This window comes from Bacillus sp. 22475, from assembly GCF_052044835.1.
Lineage (GTDB): Bacteria > Bacillota > Bacilli > Bacillales > Bacillaceae_G > Bacillus_A > Bacillus_A cereus.
Genome location: NZ_JBQENW010000011.1, coordinates 22,537 through 39,273 on the forward strand (window position 1 = coordinate 22,537; position 16,737 = coordinate 39,273).

The following is a 16,737-nucleotide window of genomic DNA, read 5'->3' on the forward strand; positions in this document are numbered from 1 at the left end:
AGAAATTTATTTGGAGGTGCTAACTATGGCAAAAGATAGTTCTTTTGACATCGTTTCGAAAGTAGAATTACCTGAAGTAACAAACGCAATTAATATCGCCTTAAAAGAAATTCAAAACCGATATGACTTTAAAGGAAGTAAAAGTGATATTAAATTAGAAAAAGAAGTACTAGTTTTAACTTCTGACGACGAGTTCAAATTAGACCAAGTAAAAGACGTTTTAATTTCTAAACTTGTAAAACGTAACGTTCCAATTAAGAACTTAGATTACGGAAAAGTTGAAGCTGCAACTGGCAACACTGTTCGCCAACGCGCAACACTTCAACAAGGTATCGATAAAGATAACGCTAAAAAAATTAACAACATCATTAAAGAAATGAAATTAAAAGTAAAAACACAAGTACAAGACGATCAAGTACGTGTTACAGCGAAAAGCCGTGATGACTTACAAGCCGTAATCGCAGCTGTTCGTAGCGCTGATTTACCAATCGACGTACAGTTCATTAACTACCGCTAAAAAGAAAACTCCTCTTAATTAGAGGAGTTTTCTTTTTAGCCTTGCAGAGACAATATTACAAGAACAAACCATAGAAAAAGGGTATGTGTGGTAAAAATCGCTAAGTAAATTGAAAATAAGGAAAAGACACCTTAAGACGTTTTCCCTTCGATTTGAATTACTTTTCTTAGTAATTACATCCTAGGCCAAAGTCATCTTAAAAATTGCTATAACTCATAATTCCTCTCCTCGCCAAAACGTAACAATTTATGAGTATAAGAATATTTTCCAACCTTTAATGTAATGTAAAATTAATAAGTATTTTAAAAAATGTTAATTAAAAAAGAGTTAGAAGTGGTTATTTGAAGAAATTAATATTATGGTTTTTATTGGCCACATTCTCCCTAAATACTGTAGGATGTTCTAATAATACGAATACACTAACGGATAAGTCTAACTGTATCAACAAAGCTTGGTACAAAAAAACTATGTCATGTAATCATTTAAAAAACATTAAATAGTTAATGATAAAGGTCATAAAAAAAGACACCTCAAAGTGCCTTCCTCCGACTTGAACCATCTTAATTTTAATAATATTTAGATGGAATTAAAAAGAAGCATACATTGTTAATAAAGATGCAGACTTCAAAATAAAAAGTACACTAAGTAAACTCTTATTCAAAAATTTATATTAAACACTAATATTTTAGAAGCAAGTTTATAAGTGTAAAACCTACAGGGATTTCCCCTGTAGGTTTTATTATATTTCAAGTGATTTCCAAATGAATTATGAGTGGCTTTTTTCAGTTTGGTTTTCAAAATATTTTTCTTTAACCATTTTTATCAGATTTTCTTTTTCTGTTAGTTCAAATATAAATAATGCTTTTTTCATGTTATTTGCAATATCTTCTTCATTCTGTTGTTTAAATCTTAATAAATTCCATCCTTTTAAATAGTAAAGTTCGCCTAATAAGTATAAAGTATTTAGATTAATAGCTAATTTGATGCCCTTATCAATGTATTTTACCGCTTCTTCATATTGATAGGTCATACCTAAACATTTCGCTAAATTAAAAATGATTTTTAATTTAATCGCTTTATCTCTCGGAAAATCTAACTTATTAAAATTAGTTAAACATCTTCCTAATATAGTAATACTTTTATCATATTCTTTATTTTCCGCATAAAATATAGACATTGTCTGCATAATATCTATTTCTCTTTCTGATAAAAAATCAACATTGGTTAAAGTTAGTTTTAATGCATTATTTAAAAGCTTTAAAGCAGTTTTTATGGATCTGTTCACCTCAAATACAGCAATTGCTTCATGCCATAGGAGAAATTGTTTATCTTCTTTTGCCTGAAAATTTTTTTCATCTTTCTCTTTTTTCACGACTTCATAAAGTTCTTTATATTGTTTTTGCTTTAAGCAATCTTTTATTACGCATTTTACATTTTCTACATATTTTAATTTTTTGTTTTGAGTTAATGCAAATATATTATTTGGGTCAATACCAAGTCTTTCTGATAATTGATATAACAATATACTAGATGGATAAATCATACCTTTTTCTATTTTGCTAATTTGACTTTGCGAACATATTCCATGACATAATTCGGATTGTGATATATTTTTTTAATTCTAAGCTCTTTAATGGTAATACCCAAATCGTAAAATTCCATTTTCCCACCTACTATTTAGCACTATCTTAGTATAAGAGTATTCTCTAACTTTTAATGTAATGTAAAATTAATATAGTTGCAATTATTGTTTGTTTCAAAGGTCTTTCTCTATCCGTATTGATACAAAAACAGGCTAGGAAGAAGACTTTCTCCCTAACCTGGCCCCACCGAACAAACTTACAAATACAAGTAAGAAGACATGAACATAGAGCGAGTAACTTCTCATCTCATCTACGTTTCCTTTTAACTGCAATTAAAAACGCAATAAATAATACATTCACACCAACGATTAAGGAGATAAATAACCAATTCACACCTGTTTCTCCGTTAACTTTATACACGTTTGATTCTTCACGCTTTAAAACGAGATAAAATTCCCCATTTTCCTCTCTTATAATTTCATCCTCTAACAATCCTCTTAACTCTTGTTTTTCACCAATCGTACTTGCAGGTAAGGAGACTTTTTGTGTTTCTTTCGTATTATTAATTGCTACTAAAGTTACTTCATTTTTATATTTTCGTTTTAGTATGCTCATCCCGCTCTTATCATACAATAGCTCAAACGTACCGCGTCGTAAAGACGGTCTCGCCTGTCTAAGTTCACCTAGTTTTGTTATGTGCTGCATAAATTTTTCGTCTGACTTAAAATCCATTAATCGTCTATTATCGGGTACACTTCCTCCATCTAATGCAATTTCAGTTCCGTAATAAAAATTCGGAATTCCAGGTGATGTTAACAGATATGTAAGCGCCAGTTTTAAACGTGATGGCGGATAATACATATTTTCTTTTGCAATACGCGCATATCTTTTTGTTTCTTGATCATCTAAAAACGTAACAAATTCCCCTTCTTTTTTACTCACATCGTATAACGATTTCACCGATACATCCGCTTTGGAAAACGATTCTACTATTTTTTCGTTGTATTCGCTATCCTCCTTTGTCATAATACGAAAATCTTTCTTTATCACTTGCATATCTTTTTGCGCGTTATCCCAAAAGGAACGCGGCTTTTTTTCACTATGTATAACATAACTTCCGTCTAAATCAACTTCTTTTATCCACCATTTCATTGCGTCAATTACCTGTTGTTCGTTTTCTCCAAGCGGAAATTGAAATACAACTTTCATTCCTTTTGCCTGAGCTTCTTTTACAAGTTCTTTCACATCATTTTCTGTCCCGAAATGTTCATTTACCTTTTTAAAATTTCGCACGTCTAATCCATCGTACTTTCCACTTTCAAAAAGTGGCGAAAGCATAACGGTAGTAAAACCCATTTCTTTTATGTAATCCAACCTTTTTATAATTCCTCTTATATCCCCGCCTTGATACCCTTCTAAATTACCAACTTCTAATTGTTTGTCATTTTTCGGTTCTCCATTATTGAAGCGATCAATCATAATGAAGTATATAACTTCATCTCGCCACTCTCTTTTTTCGTCTGCAAAAGTATGTATTGGTACAAACAAAACAACAGCTAAGCAAAAACAAATGAATAGTTTCCTAGTCCGTATTTTTCCCACACGCATCCCCCAAGTTTTTTAATTGTAAGAATATTATACCAATTTTCCGAATGAAACGCATATGTCGATTTCAACCCTCACAAAATAATACACGTTAGGTTTCCTAACATCATGTATATATTTTTCTGAATTTTTAGTTGATTTTTAGTTTAATTTCGAATATGATATGAAACATAACAAAATGATGTTATTTTTTCTAACATTACAGGAGGGAAAATCATGAATATGGGAGATACGGTTTTTATGTTTGTAACGACAGTAATGGTCATGTTGATGACACCAGGATTGGCACTTTTTTATGGAGGTATGGTTCGCAGCAAAAATGTACTCAGTACAACGATGCATAGTTATAGTGCAATGGCTATCGTTTCGATTCAATGGATTGTTATCGGCTATTCTTTATCATTCGGACCAGATTGGCACGGGCTTATCGGTACACTTGATTGGTTCGGTCTAAACGGAGTTACCTACGCACCAAATCCAGACTACTCATCTACTATTCCTCACAATTTATTCATGATGTTTCAACTCATGTTCGCCATTTTAACTCCAGCTTTAATTTCAGGTGCATTTGCTGAAAGAATGCGATTTTCTGCCTTTCTTATTTTTATCCTTCTATGGACAACGATCGTTTACAATCCTGTCGCTCATTGGGTATGGGGCGTCGGCGGTTGGCTAAGGGAACTTGGTGCACTAGACTTCGCTGGCGGAAACGTCGTTCACATCACTTCCGGAGTTGCTGGTCTTGTTTTAGCTATTTTCCTCGGAAAACGAAAAAACATAAATGGTTCTTCTCCTCATCATTTGCCATTTACAATGTTAGGCGCAGGCTTATTATGGTTTGGCTGGTTCGGTTTTAACGTCGGCAGCGCATTATCCTTAAACGACGTAGCTTTAACTGCATTTATTAATACAAATATAGCCGCTGCTGCCTCCGCTCTAACTTGGATGCTTTCTGAATGGTTCTTCCAATCAAAACCGACTGCGATGGGAGCTGCTTGTGGAGTTGTTTCTGGTCTAGTCGCTATTACACCAGCTTGCGGGTTCGTTACACCTTTCTCCGCTCTTCTTATCGGAGCAATTGGTGGTATATTATGCTTTGGCGCCGTTTTCTTCTTAAAAACAAAATTCGGGTATGACGATACACTTGATGCCTTTGGATGCCACGGCATCGGAGGAACTTGGGGCGGCATCGCAACAGGACTATTTGCAACTACTACCATAAACGGAGATGGTGCAAACGGATTATTTTACGGAAATGCAGCTTTACTGTTTAAACAACTTATAGCGATCGGTGCAACATATGCATTCACGATCATCATGACGTATGCCATTATTAAAGTTATTAACTTCTTCCTCCCTGTTCGAGTAGATGAGCACGAGGAACACATGGGACTTGATATTTCGATGCATGGCGAGAAGGCTTATGAACATGCAGAGCGAGCAAACTAAAAAGGGATGCAATCTATTACTAATAGATTGCATCCCTTTTTTTGCGCACGAGGTAACATACCCCACCTAGTATAAATGTAAATATATCAACGATTTTTCAAATATATCGATTGTTTCTTTCAATATATCAACGGTTCGACACAACATATCGATTTACCAACAAATTCCGACATGTTTTACATGCAAAATACCGACATAACTTTATACAAAAAAGACGACCGAAACCCGGTCGTCTTTTCCTATTTATTTCGGAGCATTTCCTACATATTGCGTAATATCAACATTTAATGCCTGCGCTAAACGCATACCGTATTCTTGATCTGCACGGAAGAAGTTACAAACAGCTAATAATTTTGTGCGTTCATTTACGTCTTTTAGATCATTTGTTAAGTTTGCAATTAAGTTATCTTGCTCTTCTTTAGAGAATGAACGGTAACGCTCACCTGCTTGTTTAAAGTCATTTGGTTTCTCAATTTTTTCACGAGATACATAGCCTTCTACTTTCATAGTTGAATCGCGGTAAGCTTTGTCTTCAACTGGATTTTCAGCATGACGACTAGGTTCATAGTTGATTGTAGATGGGTTTTGATTCACTTGCATCGCACCATCACGTTGTTGATTATGAACAGCTGCGTATGGGCAGTTTACAGGAATTTGTAAGTAATTTGCACCAAGACGATAACGCTGTGTATCTGGGTAAGAGAATAAACGACCTTGTAATAATTTATCTTCCGATGGCTCAATACCATTTACAGTTGCACTTGGAGAGAACGCTACTTGTTCTACTTCTGCAAAGAAGTTTTTCGGATTACGATTTAACGTCATTGTCCCTACTTCCATTAATGGGAAGCGATCTTCTGGCCATACTTTCGTTGGATCTAGTGGATCAAAGTCTAAAGAGTCCATTTCATCTAATTGCATAACTTGTACGTGTAAATCCCATTTTGGGTGATTTCCTTTTTCGATTGCATCGAACAAGTCACGAGTTGCATGATTGAAGTCTTTCCCTTGTACTTCTTGCACTTCTTTCGCATTTAAGTTACGTACACCTTGCTGTGGTTTCCAGTGGTATTTAATATAAACAATTTTACCTTCTTCATTAATCCATTTAAATGAATGGACGCCGAAACCCTCCATTTCACGATAGCTTGCTGGTGTACCGTAATCAGAAAATACCCATGTCATCATATGTGTAGATTCTGGACTTAACGTCATGAAATCCCAATAACGATCTGGCGTTTGAATATTCGTATCAGGTGCTGGTTTTAAGGAATGTACCATATCAGGGAATTTAATTGCATCACGAATGAAGAAAACTGGTAAATGATTACCTACGATATCGTAGTTTCCTTCTTCTGTATAAAATTTAACAGCAAACCCACGTGGGTCACGTGCTGTTTCAGGAGAACCTTGACCATGAATAACCGTTGAAAAACGAACAAATACAGGCGTTTCAGTTCCTTCATTTTGTAAAAATGCTGCTTTCGTATATTGCTTCATACTATTTTTCGTTACGAATACACCGTGAGCACCTGCACCACGTGCATGCACAACACGCTCCGGAATACGTTCACGATCAAAGTGCGCAAGTTTTTCTACTAAATGATAGTCTTCTAATAATACTGGTCCACGACGACCAGCTGTACGAGAATTTTGGTTGTCTCCAACTGGAGCACCTTGGTTTGTTGTTAAGCGATTATTTGGATTCATCTAGGGGGATCCTCCTCTTTCTTTCGTAGTAATCATTATTTATTTAAAATTATTATAAATTAATTATTATTCAAAACTAAATCTTTGTCAACTATTTCCTTCACTTTTTTAGAAACAATTTCAGCCAAACAGTCGATAAATGCAGATTGTGCATTCGGCATATTTGGTCTGAAATATTTGGCATTTAATTCATCAGTTACAACTTTACATTCATAATCGTTGTCATATAAAACTTCTAAATGCTCCGCTACAAAACCAACTGGGCAATATACGAAAGATTCGTACCCATGCTCTTCATATAAATCTTTCGTTAAATCTTGCACATCTGGACCAATCCACGGATCTGGAGTATTCCCAGCACTTTGCCAACCGATTGTATAGTTTTGAATATTTGCAGCTTCTGCAATTAAATCTGCCGTATGCTTTAGTTGTTCTACATATGGGTCTCCTGCTGCAATAATCTTTTCCGGCAAACTATGCGCTGAAAAAATTACGACTGCTTTCTCTTTATTATCAATTTCTGTAAACGTCTCTTTTATTTGGTCTGCCCAATACGAAATAAATTTCGGTTCATCATACCATTGTTCAATTGGTTCAATAACAGGACCACCGATTTCTTTTGAAAGACGAATAGCACGGTCATTATACGCTTTAATGCTAAATGTAGAGTAATGCGGCGCTAATACGATACTAATCGCTTGCTCGATCCCATCACGCTTCATTTCTTCTACAGCATCTTCTATAAATGGTGCAATATGTTTTAAACCTAAGTAACAAGTAAATTCATACTCTGTAAATATGTTATTCATTGAATCTGTTAATTTATGCGCCTGTTCTTTCGTAATTTTTGCAAGCGGTGAAATTCCACCAATCGCTTTATAGCGCCCAATTAAATCTTCAAGCGCTTCTTCTGATGGCGTACGCCCGTGACGGATATGTGTATAATATGCCTCTACATCGTCTAATGATTCTGGTGTTCCATACGCCATTACGAGTAAACCTATTCTTTTCTTTGTCATCTATATAACACCTCAATTTTATAAATGAGAATCTTTTTCAGAACGTTTGTTTCCAATTATAACAAGTAATAATAAGTACGTCAAAATAATAATTCTAATTAAGTATTATTTATAAGGTGATTTTGAATTTTATATGACAATTTCTTTAATAAAAAGCGACTTACATAATTGTAAGCCGCTTTTCCCTTATTCCTTAATATTTACCCCATATTCTTTAAACCAAACATGAATTTGTGCTAAATGAGCTAAAAGCTGTGGCCCAGTCATCAATTGACCAAACCATGGTGTTTGAAATGCACTGCCGCCAGACTGAATCAATCCGCTCAACTGCTCTTTATCAAACAGTTCGTGTAAAATTGAACCTTTATCCGTTAATAGATTTTTAAGCCATACTGTTACTGCGTTTGTATAGTGTGGATTGTGCGTTTTCGGATACGGACTCTTCTTTCTATATAAGATGTCATGCGGAAGTACATCTTCTAACGCTTTACGTAATAGACCTTTTTCGCGGTTTTTATACATTTTCATTTCCCAAGGAATATTCCACGCATATTCGACAAGACGATGATCTGCAAATGGAACACGTACTTCTAAACTTGCCCCCATACTCATGCGGTCTTTTCTGTCTAATAATGTTGTCATAAACCATACCATATTTAAATAAAATAATTGGCGTCTTTTTGCTTCTAGCGGACTTTCCCCCTCTAAAATAGGAACTTCTTGAATCGACTCTTCATAACGCCTTTGTACATATTGTTGTAAATTTAATTTATTTCTCCATTCTTTTTTTAGAAGTTGTTCACGTGCCTCTGTAGAACGCATCCATGGAAATGCACTCGATTGTAAATCATCTTCTCTATAAAACCACGGATATCCACCAAATATTTCATCTGCACATTCTCCAGATAAGCCAACGACAAAATCTTGTTTAATTTCTCGGCAAAACCATAATAATGACGAATCGATATCTGCCATACCAGGCAAATCACGAACAAGTACTGCTTCAGTTAAATACTCTGCTAATTTTTCATTCGAAATGACGCAGCGATGATGGGTTGTTTGAAATGTCTCAGTCATTAAATTAATAAACGGAGCATCTGAATTTGGCTGGAATGCATTTGCTTTAAAGTATTTGTCATTATCTTCGTAATCAATAGAATACGTGTGTAATTGCCCTTTTCCCGATCTCTCATATTCTTTCGCTGCAATAGCTGTAATAGCGCTCGAATCTACACCACCTGATAAAAAAGTACATAGTGGTACATCAGAAACAAGCTGTCTTGTAATAGCATCTTGTAATAAAAAGCGCGTTTTCTCTACTGTTTCTTCAAAAGAGTCTTCATGTTTTTTACTTTCTACATTCCAATATCTCCATATACATAAACCGTTCTTTGAAAATGTCATCGCATGACCTGGACGTAATTCTTTTATACCAGCATAAATACCGTGGCCAGGCGTTCTTGACGGTCCGAGTCCGAATATTTCTGATAACCCTTCTAATGTTACTTCCGCCTTCACATCTGGATGCGACAATATCGCTTTTAACTCCGAACCAAATAATAAGCGTCCGCTATCATATTTATAAAAAAGTGGCTTTACACCTAATCGATCTCTCGCAATAAATACTTGTTCTTTCTGTTCGTCCCATACTGCAAACGCATATATACCGTTTAAATGATCGACACATTCTTCTTTCCATTCAATATAAGAAGCTAATAATACTTCTGTATCAGAATGACCTTTGAACGTATACCCTCTTCTTAATAATTCCTTTCGAATGTCTTCTGTGTTATAAAGTTCACCGTTATAGCAAATGGCATAATTCGTTTCATCTTTTAAACAAGTCATCGGTTGTTTCCCCCCCTCAGGATCAACAACAATTAACCGTTTATGCCCAAATGCGACATTTCCTTTAATCCAAACTTTATTATCATCCGGCCCACGTTTGGCTAACGTCTCAGCCATCTTCGTAACGACATCTCTTTCTCCTTCTAATGAGCGTTTATAATCCACCCATCCTGTAATCCCGCACATATAAATCATCCTTCCATCTTATTTCTTTTCTTGAACGTGCAGTAATCCCCACCCTAAGAGTGCGGATCAAAAAATGAAAAACTTGACGATAACCTACTATCCACATATGGAATAGCATTCTCACTCAGTAAAACGTGTTTTATTGTATGCCCACCTATGTCTAGATGTGTCTAGTTATAAAGAACGCACGAACTGTCTATAACAGGAATAACTACTTTTCATAAAGGAGAAATCGTATATGATACAACGTAAACATATTTTATATAACCAGCCCCGTGCTCATACAGTCGGTAATGTAGAATATATAAACAATGAATGGGTATTCTTTGATGATGAAAATGATGAAGCGTTTCTATTAGAAGATATTGCCGAAGATGGGTTTGAAATTTTGTATAACAACAATTGGTTACCAGCCCGTTTCTATGAACAAGATGTATTACAAATCGCCAACGAGCAACACCATTTGCAAAATGGTGAAATGGTACGTATTCGAAAAAAGTTACTTCTTAGCTATAATGAATGGCTCGAGGAATTACCTGACTCTGTCTTCACATTATTAACCGAATCATTGCAATCACTTCACTACTCTTTATATGATTGCATGTATTGTCATAATTATTTATCTTTCTTACCGAAAGAGGAGTCACGCGAAGGAGTAAATATTCTTTTGTTTGATAACGACGAAATGATCTGTACACTGCAGCACTATTTCGTCCGTCACACTACGTCAAATAAAAATATGTTCCGTTTTACGAAAGTAAATGGAGAAGAGTTGCATATCGATGCGACATAAAATAAAAAACCACCTTATCTCCCAAGTCTTTGAGATTATAAGGTGGTTTTATTTTTATTTGAATACGTACCAGCCAAGTGGCAATTTCAGTCCTAAGTATAATACTGCTACTAGCGCAACAATAAATAAGCCCCAAACCGCCCCTGTTGGTTTGTTTTTGCTCATTTTCACAAGAATCATTTCCATTCCGCCGATAACTAAAATACCAGCTAACATTTTTAAGCCATACCACATGTGCATGCTACCTGTTGCTGTCTTCACAATACTCATGTACAACATGAAGCCTGTCACAATAATGATGATATACATTAGGCGAAGCCCCATATGTACACCCTTACCTTTTCTTCCTGCTGAATAAAGTGAATACGCAACGAAGAATAAAATTAAACCTAACGCCCATGCTGTAATATGCATATGTACCATCGTATCCCTTACCTCCTCTTTTCACACTTTTTCACTCTATATGATAACATGTTCATTTATTTTCAGGAAATGTTTCGCTTTTTTACATTTAAATGCTATAATATTTAGAGTATTTACAAACTTCTTGTAATAACAAAAGGGGGAACAATCATGATTCAAACTAAGGATATTATCGAACTTACAGACACATACGGAGCAAATAACTATCACCCACTTCCAATCGTTATTTCTAAAGCAGAAGGTGTTTGGGTAGAAGATCCTGAAGGAAACCGCTATATGGACTTATTAAGTGCATATTCTGCAGTAAACCAAGGTCATCGTCACCCGAAAATTATTAACGCTTTAATTGACCAAGCTAATCGTGTTACGTTAACTTCTCGTGCTTTCCATAGCGATCAATTAGGTCCTTGGTACGAAAAAGTTGCGAAACTAACTAATAAAGAAATGGTACTTCCAATGAATACAGGTGCTGAAGCTGTTGAAACTGCAATTAAAACAGTTCGTCGCTGGGCTTACGATGTGAAGAAAGTAGAAGCAAACCGCGCTGAAATCATCGTTTGTGAAGATAACTTCCACGGACGTACAATGGGTTCTGTTTCTATGTCTTCAAACGAAGAGTACAAGCGTGGATTCGGTCCAATGCTTCCTGGCATCGTTGTAATTCCTTACGGTGATTTAGAAGCATTAAAAGCCGCAATTACACCAAACACAGCAGCATTCATTTTAGAGCCAATTCAAGGTGAAGCAGGAATTAACATCCCACCAGCTGGTTACTTAAAAGAAGCTTTTGAAGTATGTAAAAAAGAAAACGTTTTATTTGTAGCAGATGAAATCCAAACTGGCTTAGGCCGTACTGGTAAAGTATTTGCTTGTGACTGGGACAATGTAACTCCTGACATGTACATACTTGGTAAAGCACTTGGCGGCGGCGTATTCCCAATCTCTTGCGTAGCAGCAAACCGCGACATTTTAGGCGTATTCGAGCCAGGTTCTCACGGTTCTACATTCGGTGGTAACCCACTTGCATGTGCTGTTTCTATCGCAGCTCTTGAAGTGTTAGAAGAAGAAAAATTAACAGAGCGTTCTCTTCAATTAGGTGAAAAATTAGTTGGGCAATTAAAAGAGATTGATAACCCAATGATCACTGAAGTTCGCGGTAAAGGTTTATTCATCGGTATCGAATTAAACGAACCAGCTCGTCCTTACTGTGAACAACTAAAAGCAGCTGGTCTACTATGTAAAGAAACACATGAAAACGTAATTCGTATCGCACCACCTCTAGTAATCTCTGAAGAAGATTTAGAGTGGGCATTCCAAAAAATTAAAGCTGTATTATCGTAATGATAGAGAGGTTGTCCGACATGTTGGGACAACCTCTTTCTTTTTATATTCATTTACATTAAGATATTTTTGTAATTTTCTGTATTTTAAAATCGTAAAGGAGGTGCGATATGCTATTAAGATATGGTAAACATATTAACTATTTAGCTACATCTTTTATTTTAGTTACATTCTTTGGCTTCCTACTTTCCACAACATGGCTTACTCACTACTCAACTCCTACTACATTCACACTACTGAAAGCATCATTTTGGACTGCTGTTATTCTTACTATCATTGGTTTTGGACGAGAAAAAAGCGCACTTACGGTTATACTATTTGGCATTTGTACACTTGCATTCATTGGTCTTTACACTTTTTCCGTTATTGATTACCTCTATAACCCAAGGCCATAAAAAAGAGCTATCTTTTAACAAGATAGCTCTTTTCTTCACTTCACTACATTTCGCAAAGTACCAATTCCTTCTACTGTAATAACCACTTCATCACCAGCATGTAAAAACTTCGGTGGTGTGAAACCTTTTCCGACACCAGCCGGGGTTCCTGTTGCGATAATATCGCCTGGTTCTAAAGTCATTCCTTTACTTATCGTTGAAATAATTTCTTCTATTGAAAAAATCATTTTATTTGTGTTGGAAGTTTGCCTTACTTCTCCATTTACTACCGTTTCAATGTGTAATGCATTCGGCGCATTAACCACCGATTTATGAATTAAATACGGTCCCATCGGACAAAATGTATCGAAGCTTTTCCCAAGGAAAAACTGTTTATGTTTTCTTTGAATGTCTCGAGCTGTTACATCATTGATAATCGTATAACCAAAAACATGCTCAAGCGCTTTTTCTTTTTTTATTTGCTTCCCTCGCTTACCAATAATGATAGCTAATTCTCCTTCATAATCTAGTTCATCCGTTGCATGAGGGTGACCATTAATTTGCTCATTTATGCCAATAACTGTTGTTGGTGCTTTCGTAAAAATCATTATATTTTCTGGAATAGACTCTATTCCGCCCATTTCTATGGCATGCTCACGATAGTTTTTTCCAACGCACAAAATATTCTTTCTTGGCCTTGGAATCGGTGCTAATATTTTCACCTCTGTTAACGGATAATACGCCGCTTCCCCGTTCTCTTTTGCCCAATTTACAATTTCACATACTTTCTCAAAGCATTCAGTTCCTCTTTCAATACACTCTAACATTGTAATAGGGATTGTAACCTTTTCCCCTTTTTGTCTTTGCGCTTCTCTTAAGTGTAATACCTTTTTTTCTTCTTCATCCACAATACCTACAAATACCTTTTCTTCTTTCTTCGCCGTTACAAAACGCAATATTTCCACTCTCCATCCTAAAACTCATGCCCTTTAATTGTATTCGCATCCGTAAGAAAAAAACCTTCTCATACACGCTAATTTTTACAATATTCTTCTCATACCCTATTCGTTACGCCTTTATATTTGGCATAAAATGTAGAAATTTTACTTTTTTTAGCGAAGGTATTTCTTTTTTATGGAGTTTTTGTATAATATGTACTACATATATACTAAAAATTTCATTTAGAGATGGAGCCGATTTCAATGTTTGAGCAAGCGATTGAAAAAAAACGTGAAAAAATGATTTATTTTGCTGAACGCTATGGAATGACTTCTCAAAAAACAGTGGATTGTAGCCAAGAACTGGACAGGCTCTTAAATGTAATTTGGCATGTACATACGGATTTTCACCCAAATCAAACACTCGACACACACACGCAATAGCGTGTGTGTGTCTTTTATTTCAAAAAAACACACATTTTATTGGAAACGCCCATACAATAGTAGAAAAGAAAATTTTAAAAACGAAGGGTGTTTTATATGCCAGCTATGGTCGGACATATTCGTATCGTCAATATTGGATCAAGTGGTATTTTTCATATTGGAGATGTATTTGCGATTAGGCCTATTAGTTACTCACGTGCTTTCGCCGGGGCCGGCTCTTTCAACGTTGGAGACAATGTTTCTGTCTACAATTATCAAAGTGCAACGACTGTCAACGATTCAGATGTAATCGATCAAGCGATAATTGGCTCAACTTAAAGGAGGCAATTGCATTGAATTTTTATGTAAACCAAAGTATCATCATCAACAGTATTAAAATTGATAGCATTACAACCTCTTCTGTATTCCAAATCGGTACTGCCGGAAGTATTAAAGCACTATCTAAATTTTCAAATACGGGCGGATTTACGGAGCCGCTTCGCCCATTACAGGCGAAAGGACAAATTATTTCTATCAAACCATCAACTAGTTCTTCTTAAGACATCCTTGTCATAAATATATAGCAGGAATATTTTTACCCTCCCTATTGAAAAGGAGGTTTCACAAATGAATCAAGATATATATACTTACTTACACCAACTTCAACAAGCTCTTCAAACACAACAAGCAGCCATCCTGAATTTAGAAGATCAAGTGCGCCAACTCCAAGAAGAGCTTAACGAATTAAAAAATCGCCCCTCCTCTTCTGTAGGAAAAGTGGAATACAAATTCGATCAATTAAAAGTCGAAAATTTAAATGGTACTTTAAATATTGGTTTAAACCCATTTTCAGCAAAAGGACAACAAATTGAAGATTTTCAAGTGGATACAGAAACATTGAAGGTAAACCCTGAAACTGAAACAAACCCAGACTTTTATCAAGGTATCCTCCAAGAAATGCATCGATACTTAGATGAAGAAGCATATAATCGTATTCTCCATTTTGAACAAGAAGAGCGAACACCGCTTGATGAAATGTATCGACAAATGATGGTGGATGACATAAAAAAACAGATGGAGCATCGACTCCCTTATTATTTATCACAAGCGCAATCATATGAAGGTATTTCAACAGATCCAGATTATTTACGAGATATCATTATTCAGGCAATGAAACAAGATATTGACAAAGCATTTCTCTCCTTTATTCAGCACATACCGGGAAATTTCCGAAAGGAGTAAGTATGTATGAACCTTAACGTTGTAAACCGTGAGTTAAAAGTCGGACAGATTAAAATGAACGGTGTATCGTCGTCCGCACTCTTTTTAATTGGAGATGCAAATCTCCTCATTCTATCTTCTATTCTCGATACACCATTTGAAACAGTTACAGAGGGTCCATTTGTACCATTAGTAACAGATGTCCCTCCTACTCCAGGTTAAGGAGACTGAGAAATTATGTTGCATCATGTGTCTATTGTCCAAAATGTTTCTATTATTTCTTTAGGGATTGCTGCTGTATTTCAAGTTGGAGATGCAAACCAAATGGAATTAAAAAGTAGAGCTATTGCCGTCCACCGTGAAATTCCTTTTTATATACGGGGAGAAGGTCGCTTTGATGCTTTTGAAATCTTTACAGATGAACACATTACAATTCCAAAACGAACGACAGATGTAAAATTAAACATTGTAAATGAATGCCCTTTTATTGAAGTTAATAACGTTGAATTACGCACACTTTTAAATTCTGGTTGCTTTCAAATTGGAAATGTTGATTATGGTTTTAATAACTCTCGTATTATACAAATCCGCCAATATATTACGGATGAACCTTCCGCACAATAATTCATATAGTAATTAAAAAGCTTAGTAAAGTAGGTGGATGGTATGCCTTCGGTTGTAGGAAATCTCGTCGTGCAAAACAGTAACGGCTCTTTCAACTTAGGAGATTTTTATAACGTATCTCCGAAAGAAAACACGAAAGCCTATAACGGATCTGGAGCTTCCAATGTTGGGTTTGTCGTGAATACGTTTAACGGTGTTAGTGCAACGAATACATTTGATTCTGATGTGGCAGATCAAGATCAGATTGGAACAGCGTAAAAAAAGTAGGAGATATTCTCCTACTTTTTTCTTTTATCTAATTCAAAATTATTAAAATAAAATTTTAATAAGCAAGAGCTTTACTGTCCACAAATAGTGGTATAAACAAGTAAGTAGTGAAGAGGCACTATTTCATTTTATTTAAATGATAACCCGCTCTCCTCCAAAGCCCTCCTAAGCTTCGGCAAAGACGCAGGTCCCATACCATGCAGTTTTAATATTTCTTTTTCACTATATTTTGAGAGTTCTTCTACAGTTTGAATTCCATGGTGTTCTAATGCCCTTCTTGCTGGCGCTGAAAGAAGAGAGAGAAAACCTTCTTTTGGTTTTCTCTCTTTCTCACAGACTGGGCAAGTTGGACAATCGCTACTTTTATAGTACTCGTGTCCCTGTTCACAAGTTCTTAACGTTTTTTCCGTTACCAT

The 16,737-nt window shown here is 35.6% G+C and carries 19 protein-coding genes and 1 pseudogene; 12 read left to right on the forward strand and 8 right to left on the reverse strand.

Annotated features, from left to right (window positions below):
• The first annotated feature begins 25 nt into the window (after positions 1-25).
• Positions 26-517: a YajQ family cyclic di-GMP-binding protein gene (locus ACTJJY_RS18355; protein WP_001040146.1), complete on the forward strand. Its 492-nt coding sequence runs from the start codon at positions 26-28 to the stop codon at positions 515-517.
• Positions 518-1,283: 766 nt separating this feature from the next.
• On the opposite strand, the pseudogene ACTJJY_RS18360 reads toward ACTJJY_RS18355, so the two are convergent.
• Positions 1,284-2,179 (reverse strand): annotated as a pseudogene (locus ACTJJY_RS18360) (helix-turn-helix domain-containing protein).
• 227 nt (positions 2,180-2,406) lie between these two features.
• The gene (locus ACTJJY_RS18365; RefSeq protein ID WP_440606215.1) at positions 2,407-3,708 is read right to left on the reverse strand and encodes an alpha-amylase family glycosyl hydrolase; all 1,302 of its coding nucleotides are present in this window, start codon (positions 3,706-3,708) and stop codon (positions 2,407-2,409) included.
• Positions 3,709-3,921: 213 nt separating this feature from the next.
• On the opposite strand from ACTJJY_RS18365, the gene ACTJJY_RS18370 reads away from it, so the two are divergent.
• The gene (locus tag ACTJJY_RS18370) at positions 3,922-5,154 is read left to right on the forward strand and encodes an ammonium transporter (protein WP_440606216.1); all 1,233 of its coding nucleotides are present in this window, start codon (positions 3,922-3,924) and stop codon (positions 5,152-5,154) included.
• Between the two features lie 243 nt (positions 5,155-5,397).
• Here the strand turns inward: ACTJJY_RS18370 and katB are convergent, their stop codons facing one another.
• The 3 genes from katB to asnB all read right to left on the reverse strand — a co-directional run bounded on the left by katB (position 5,398) and on the right by asnB (position 9,917).
• Entirely contained in the window at positions 5,398-6,864 is a 1,467-nt protein-coding gene (gene katB, locus ACTJJY_RS18375; RefSeq protein WP_098022996.1) for a catalase KatB, read from the reverse strand.
• 59 nt (positions 6,865-6,923) lie between these two features.
• A complete protein-coding gene (hemH, locus tag ACTJJY_RS18380; protein ID WP_061655460.1) occupies positions 6,924-7,883 on the reverse strand; it encodes a ferrochelatase in 960 nt (319 codons plus the stop codon).
• A gap of 186 nt (positions 7,884-8,069) precedes the next feature.
• Entirely contained in the window at positions 8,070-9,917 is a 1,848-nt protein-coding gene (gene asnB / locus ACTJJY_RS18385; RefSeq protein WP_440606217.1) for an asparagine synthase (glutamine-hydrolyzing), read from the reverse strand.
• A 238-nt stretch (positions 9,918-10,155) separates the two neighbouring features.
• Between asnB and ACTJJY_RS18390 the strand changes: the two genes are divergently transcribed.
• Positions 10,156-10,710: a DUF2777 domain-containing protein gene (locus ACTJJY_RS18390; RefSeq protein ID WP_440606218.1), complete on the forward strand. Its 555-nt coding sequence runs from the start codon at positions 10,156-10,158 to the stop codon at positions 10,708-10,710.
• Positions 10,711-10,764: 54 nt separating this feature from the next.
• Here ACTJJY_RS18390 and ACTJJY_RS18395 read toward each other — a convergent pair whose 3' ends face one another.
• Positions 10,765-11,133 carry a YisL family protein gene (locus ACTJJY_RS18395; RefSeq protein ID WP_440606219.1) on the reverse strand — a complete coding sequence of 123 codons (369 nt, stop codon included), beginning with the start codon at positions 11,131-11,133 and terminating at the stop codon, positions 10,765-10,767.
• 150 nt (positions 11,134-11,283) lie between these two features.
• Here ACTJJY_RS18395 and rocD point away from each other — a divergent pair, with 150 nt between their 5' ends.
• On the forward strand, positions 11,284-12,474 hold the full coding sequence (gene rocD / locus ACTJJY_RS18400) for an ornithine aminotransferase (RefSeq protein ID WP_000616658.1): 1,191 nt from the start codon (positions 11,284-11,286) through the stop codon (positions 12,472-12,474).
• 110 nt (positions 12,475-12,584) lie between these two features.
• Positions 12,585-12,869, forward strand: coding sequence for a hypothetical protein (locus ACTJJY_RS18405; protein WP_000926864.1), 285 nt, complete (start codon positions 12,585-12,587; stop codon positions 12,867-12,869).
• 35 nt (positions 12,870-12,904) lie between these two features.
• On the opposite strand, the gene ACTJJY_RS18410 is transcribed toward ACTJJY_RS18405, so the two are convergent.
• On the reverse strand, positions 12,905-13,804 hold the full coding sequence (locus ACTJJY_RS18410) for a fumarylacetoacetate hydrolase family protein (RefSeq protein WP_001213086.1): 900 nt from the start codon (positions 13,802-13,804) through the stop codon (positions 12,905-12,907).
• A 246-nt stretch (positions 13,805-14,050) separates the two neighbouring features.
• Here ACTJJY_RS18410 and ACTJJY_RS18415 point away from each other — a divergent pair, with 246 nt between their 5' ends.
• The 7 genes from ACTJJY_RS18415 to gerPF all read left to right on the forward strand — a co-directional run bounded on the left by ACTJJY_RS18415 (position 14,051) and on the right by gerPF (position 16,312).
• Positions 14,051-14,230 carry an aspartyl-phosphate phosphatase Spo0E family protein gene (locus ACTJJY_RS18415; RefSeq protein ID WP_000462845.1) on the forward strand — a complete coding sequence of 60 codons (180 nt, stop codon included), beginning with the start codon at positions 14,051-14,053 and terminating at the stop codon, positions 14,228-14,230.
• 96 nt (positions 14,231-14,326) lie between these two features.
• Positions 14,327-14,548, forward strand: a complete 222-nt coding sequence (gerPA, locus tag ACTJJY_RS18420; RefSeq protein WP_001111187.1) for a spore germination protein GerPA — start codon at positions 14,327-14,329, stop codon at positions 14,546-14,548.
• A 14-nt stretch (positions 14,549-14,562) separates the two neighbouring features.
• Positions 14,563-14,769, forward strand: a complete 207-nt coding sequence (gene gerPB, locus ACTJJY_RS18425; RefSeq protein WP_001012508.1) for a spore germination protein GerPB — start codon at positions 14,563-14,565, stop codon at positions 14,767-14,769.
• Positions 14,770-14,836: 67 nt separating this feature from the next.
• On the forward strand, positions 14,837-15,451 hold the full coding sequence (gene gerPC, locus ACTJJY_RS18430; RefSeq protein ID WP_001070760.1) for a spore germination protein GerPC: 615 nt from the start codon (positions 14,837-14,839) through the stop codon (positions 15,449-15,451).
• Between the two features lie 6 nt (positions 15,452-15,457).
• Positions 15,458-15,652, forward strand: a complete 195-nt coding sequence (gene gerPD / locus ACTJJY_RS18435; RefSeq protein ID WP_001052807.1) for a spore germination protein GerPD — start codon at positions 15,458-15,460, stop codon at positions 15,650-15,652.
• A gap of 15 nt (positions 15,653-15,667) precedes the next feature.
• Positions 15,668-16,054 (forward strand): spore germination protein GerPE, encoded by a 387-nt coding sequence (locus ACTJJY_RS18440; RefSeq protein WP_000902319.1) that lies wholly within the window; start codon positions 15,668-15,670, stop codon positions 16,052-16,054.
• Positions 16,055-16,096: 42 nt separating this feature from the next.
• Positions 16,097-16,312, forward strand: a complete 216-nt coding sequence (gerPF, locus tag ACTJJY_RS18445; RefSeq protein WP_001141566.1) for a spore germination protein GerPF — start codon at positions 16,097-16,099, stop codon at positions 16,310-16,312.
• Between the two features lie 137 nt (positions 16,313-16,449).
• Here gerPF and ACTJJY_RS18450 read toward each other — a convergent pair whose 3' ends face one another.
• Positions 16,450-16,737 (reverse strand): RNA polymerase alpha subunit C-terminal domain-containing protein, encoded by a 288-nt coding sequence (locus tag ACTJJY_RS18450; RefSeq protein WP_000255727.1) that lies wholly within the window; start codon positions 16,735-16,737, stop codon positions 16,450-16,452.